Annotated in this window: 4 protein-coding genes; 3 read left to right on the top strand and 1 reads right to left on the bottom strand. The window is 75.6% G+C overall.

The annotated features are described in order from the left end of the window. The coding region (locus ABZ641_RS30245; protein WP_359986884.1) for a hypothetical protein at window positions 1–220 on the bottom strand (220 nt) is incomplete at its 3' end. Window positions 221–367: 147 nt separating this feature from the next. Here ABZ641_RS30245 and ABZ641_RS30240 point away from each other — a divergent pair. From ABZ641_RS30240 to ABZ641_RS30230, 3 genes are all read left to right on the top strand, one after another. Continuing rightward, complete coding sequence (locus tag ABZ641_RS30240; protein WP_359986881.1) at window positions 368–1,699, top strand: glycosyltransferase; 1,332 nt, start codon at window positions 368–370, stop codon at window positions 1,697–1,699. Between the two features lie 341 nt (window positions 1,700–2,040). Continuing rightward, a complete protein-coding gene (locus tag ABZ641_RS30235) occupies window positions 2,041–2,694 on the top strand; it encodes a fasciclin domain-containing protein (protein WP_344622337.1) in 654 nt (217 codons plus the stop codon). A gap of 86 nt (window positions 2,695–2,780) precedes the next feature. Then, the coding region (locus tag ABZ641_RS30230; protein WP_359986878.1) for an alpha/beta fold hydrolase at window positions 2,781–3,335 on the top strand (555 nt) is incomplete at its 3' end.

Genomic DNA, 3,335 nt, shown 5'->3' with positions numbered 1-3,335 from the left:
CCGCCGCCAGGTCGGCAGCCGGAAGGCCCGTCGGATCGGGGGCCGACCGGGCCGCCCGGCCGTACTCGGCCGCAGCCAGCGCGCCCAGCAGATCCCGGGCGGCGCCGGGCGGCGGCCCACCCGCCCAGAAGTGGTGACGCCACGCCCGCAGTTCGTCGTCCCGGCCCGGCACCTGCACGTCGGTGCCGGAGGACCGCAGAGAATCCGTTCGGTTCCGCATACACCCCTGCCTCTCGTGGATGGGGGCAAGCCAGGGGCCGGTTCGGCGCGCTCCGCGCATCGGATTGGCCGTGTCCCGCCACCGCGGCTGCGGCCCGCGGCCTGGCATCATCGGAGGCACCCGGCGGTGACCGAGGAGGGACACGTCATGCATGTCGTCGTCATCAGCCCGCCGTTCGCCTCGCACGCGGCACCGCTGGCAGCGCTGGGCGCCGCACTGGGGGCCGCGGGCGCCCGCGTCGACCTGGCGTCCACCAGCGCGTTCGCCCCGCTCGCCGCCCGGGCCGGCATCGGCTTCACCGAACTCGCCGTGACCCGCAACGCCAACCACGGTGTCGCCGAACGGACCCGCCAGGACCCGGCCGAGGCGGCACGGCTCCGCGAGTTCCTGGCCGCGACGTCCCGGGGAGCCGCAGAGACCCTGCTCACCCAGGCCACCCACCGCAGGGCCGACCTCCTCGCCGAACCCGACCGCGTGCTCGCGGACGTCCGCGCCCTGCACCGGCGACTGCAGCCCGACTGGTACCTCGTCGACCAACTCGCCTACCCGGCGACGCTGGCCCTGCACTGCCTCGGTCTGCCGTACGCCACGTTCTGTCCCGGCCACCCCACCTACATCCCGGCCGGGCCGGACGCCTACTTCGGCGTGCCCTACGCGTGGCCGGACACCGTCCGTCCCACCGCCGAAGCCCTGGAGAGGCTGACCCGCGCCGCCGCGGACAACGACCGCGCCTTCACCGCCGCCTTCCACCGGGTCGTCGACCGCCACGCCCCGCACCGGCCCCGGCCCGACCGTGCCTTCGCCCTCAGCTCCCCGCGCACCGTCGTCTACAACTACCCCGAACTCCCCTGGCTGCCGACTCCCTCGACCGGGGCCGCCGCCCTGCGGTGCGGACACTGCACCCAGCCGCCACCGCCCCTGGCCGCGCCGTGGACCGGCGTCGCCGACCGCCTCACCGCCGGCGGCCGACCGCTCGTCCTCCTGGCCCTCGGCACCTTCCTGTCGGCCCGTCACGACGTTCTGGCAACCGTCGCGGACGGGGTGCTGCGGCGCACCTCCGCCGCCCTGGTCGTCGCGGCGGGCGACAGGGTGGACGAGGTCTCCTCGGCACTGGCCGCGGCCGGTGCAGCGGCCGACCGGTTCCACGTCGCGGACCGGATCCCGCAGCAGGCCCTGCTGACGCGTGCGTCCGCCATGGTCCACCACGCCGGCAACAACTCGTTCACCGAATGCCTTGCCGCAGGCGTGCCCGCCCTCGCCCTCCCGTTCTCCAGCGACCAGTTCGCCATCGCCCACGACCTCGAACGCGCCGGCCTCGGCCTGAGCCTCGACCCGAACGCCCTGACCGCGGACACCGCGGGCCGCGCCGTCGAACACCTCCTCACCGGTGACCGGAGCGCCAACGAAGCCGTACGCGCGGCAGTCCTCCGCCGCGGACCCGACTGGGCTGCCGAGCACCTGCTCCGGCTCATGCGCTGATCCGGGGCCCGTCCGGGCACCGGGTCACCACGGCCGGCCGGTGAACCACGGCCGGCCCGCGGCGGGCCCGCTGCCGTCGGCCGCACGGCGCGGATCCCGGCGTGCTCCCGAACGACCGGCCGGGCGCCGAGCGTCGTCACATCACTCGCCCGGGTGAGTTCCGAGGTTCCACCAATCCCCGGCCGCACCGGTGCCGAAGGGCTCGTGTGACAGGTGACCGCGGCATCCACCGGGCACCGGCGAAGGCCGGCCGTGCCCGCGGTGCCGCACACCGCACGCACTCCCGTCCGGCCGGCAGCGGTGCTGCGTCCGGCCCATCCCCCTTCATGAGGAGCACCTCCGTGTCCACCGTGTCCCGCAGCAGGTCCTTCGCCGTCCTCCTTGCCGCCGGCGCCCTCGCGCTCGGACTCAGCGCCTGTGGCAGCAGCGGGAGTTCCAGCAGCAACGCCGCATCCGCCGGCACCCCTTCGGCGGCGGCGCCGTCGGTGACGCCCTCCTCCGCCCCGAGCACCACCATGGCGTCACAGCCCTTCGGCGCCGCCTGCGCGGCGGTCCCGAAGGACGGCGCGGGCTCCTTCGCGGGCATGGCCCAGGACCCGGTGGCCACCGCCGCCTCCCACAACCCGCTGCTGTCCACCCTGGTCACGGCCGTCACCAAGGCGGGCCTGGCCGACACCCTCAACTCGGCCCAGAACATCACCGTCTTCGCACCCACCAACGACGCCTTCGCCAAGGTTCCGAAGGCGGACCTGGAGGCGCTCCTGGCCGACAAGGACAAGCTGACGAAGGTCCTCACCTACCACGTCGTGCCCGAGAGGCTCGCCCCGGACGCGCTGCCCGGCGACCACAAGAGCCTCGAAGGAGGCACCGTGAACGCCACCGGTTCCGGAGAGGACTTCACCGCCAACGGCAACGCGAAGGTGCTGTGCGGCAACGTGCAGACCGCGAACGCCACCGTCTACATCGTCGACACCGTGCTCATGCCCACGTCCTGACCGCCCCGGACGCGCAGCCCCGGCCCCCGGGTGCTCCCGCCCGGGGCTGCGCCCCCGCCCCGTCGGCCCGAACAGGAGAAGAGCCCATGACCAGGCCCCCCGCCGAGCCGACGACCGGCGCGCTCGACCTCCTGCACGTCCCCGCCGACCCGCGAGCCGTGGTGGTCCTGCTGCACGGGGGCCGCGCCGACGCCCTCGCCGCCCCGACCCGCCTCAACCTGCCCGCGCGCCGCATGGACCTCTTCGCCGGGGCCTTGCGCCGTGGGCTGCCGGGTGACGTCGTGCTGATCGCCCGGGTCCGCTACCGCCACCGGGGCTGGAACGGCCCGGCGGCCCATCCGGTCCAGGACGCGCGCCGCGCCCTGGCCGGCCTGGCCGCCCTCGCGCCGGGTCTTCCGATCGCCCTGGTGGGGCACTCGATGGGCGGCCGGGCGGCGATCGCCGTCGCCGACTGCCCCGGTGTCCGAGGGGTGGTCGCGCTGGCACCCTGGTGCCCGCCGGGCGAGCCCGTCGCCCACCTGGCCGGAAGGAGCCTGGTGATCCTCCACGACGACCACGACCGGGTGACCTCGGCCGAGCAGTCCTGGGCCCTGGCCCGCCGGGCCGCCGCCGCCCGCGCACGCGTGGGAACGGTGGCCATG

The organism is Kitasatospora sp. NPDC007106 (genome assembly GCF_040634455.1).
Lineage (GTDB): Bacteria > Actinomycetota > Actinomycetes > Streptomycetales > Streptomycetaceae > Kitasatospora > Kitasatospora arboriphila.
This window is presented reverse-complemented; position numbering and strand designations above follow the sequence as displayed.